The organism is Actinoplanes sp. NPDC048791, from assembly GCF_040650095.1.
GTDB lineage: Bacteria > Actinomycetota > Actinomycetes > Mycobacteriales > Micromonosporaceae > Actinoplanes.
The window spans coordinates 1-1,239 of the sequence record NZ_JBEZGQ010001637.1 but is presented as its reverse complement, the minus strand read 5'-3'; the positions used below and the strand labels follow the sequence as shown (position 1 = coordinate 1,239).

2 protein-coding genes are annotated in these 1,239 nt (G+C 72.9%); both read right to left on the bottom strand.

Going from position 1 to position 1,239, the window contains the following annotated elements:
• Window positions 1-14: 14 nt before the first annotated feature.
• Window positions 15-347 carry a flavin reductase gene (locus AB0C29_RS49185; protein ID WP_360835374.1) on the bottom strand — a complete coding sequence of 111 codons (333 nt, stop codon included), beginning with the start codon at window positions 345-347 and terminating at the stop codon, window positions 15-17.
• Between the two features lie 117 nt (window positions 348-464).
• On the bottom strand, window positions 465-1,239 hold a 775-nt coding region (locus tag AB0C29_RS49180; RefSeq protein WP_360835372.1), incomplete at its 5' end, for an ROK family protein.

The following is a 1,239-nucleotide window of genomic DNA, read 5'->3' as shown; positions in this document are numbered from 1 at the left end:
CCGTGCAGACCGCCCTATACGCGCTCATCAACGACGGCTCCTACGACGAGCTGCTGGCCAAGTGGAAGGTCAAGGAGGGCGCCCTGCGTACGGGGCAGCAGGTGCACGACGGCTGTGTCGGCGTCCCGCAGGTGCGGCCAGAAGGATGCGGCCGCGGAGATGCTGAACGACAGCAGCGGTGGCTCGGCGGACAGCGAGGCGAGCGAGGTGACGGTGACACCGGCGGCGCCACGTCCCGCGTCGGTGGTCACGACGGCCACGCCGGCGGCGTGGCGCCGGAACACCTGGCGGAACAACGTGGCGTCGACCGGGGCCGGCGCGAGTGGCCGGGAGACGATGACGGTCATGGGACGGCCTCCGATCGGATGGAGCGCGGGCACGGCGGAGCAGACCTGCGAGTGGCAGGCCGGAAGCCGAGGAGGGGGAGTGGGTACCGGATGCGGCGGGATCACCGCCGGCTCAATTCATACTATGCAGCTGGGATTAGGGGGCAACCATGCGCCGCACTGAAATAAGTAATCGCTGGTGGCCAGGGGTGCGCCGTACACCTGATCAAGGGCGACCGCACCACCGGCGACGGCGAGGACGTGGCTCGGAAAGCTGCTCGGGTGCACGGTCCGGGTCATGTCGGCGCCCGTGGCGGAGCAGGCCGCGGCCTCGGCGCGCAACGTCGCCAGGCACGCCGGCAGCCGGTTGGCACCGGCCTCGGCCACCACCAGGACCTCCGGATCGAACAGGTCGAGTAGCAGGCCCGCGGCCCGGCCCACGAGACGTGCGCGCTCCTGGAGCAGCGCGACGGCCGCGGCGTGTCCGCCGCGGGCCACCTCCACCAGCGCCGTGACGTCCGGCCGGTCGATCAGCCCGTCGGTCAGGGCGCGGCGCACGAGGGTCTGCTCGGAGACAGCCGCCTGCAGGCAGCCGATCCGGCCACAGGCGCAGACCTCGGCGCGGCCCTCGACCGGAAGGTGGGCGACAGCGCCGGCGGCGGACCGCGGACCCTGGTGGACCACACCACCCACCGCGAACGCGACGTCGACGACGTTGCCCACGAACAGGTGGACCGCACTGCTGCGGGCCCGGCCGGCGACGGCCCCGAAGAGTTGTTCGGCTCTGAGCAGCGCGCGGGAATTGCTGTCCACGCGTACGGGCAGGCCGGTGGTCCGGGCCAGCTGGGCGCCGGCGCGGACGTTGCGCCAGCCGAGGACCGGGTGCTCGACGACCGTACCGCCGGCGGGGTCG

Bases quoted from the DNA above. Each gene is read 5' to 3' on its own strand.
- AB0C29_RS49185 (WP_360835374.1), bottom strand. From the start codon at position 347: ATGACCGTCATCGTCTCCCGGCCACTCGCGCCGGCCCCGGTCGACGCC.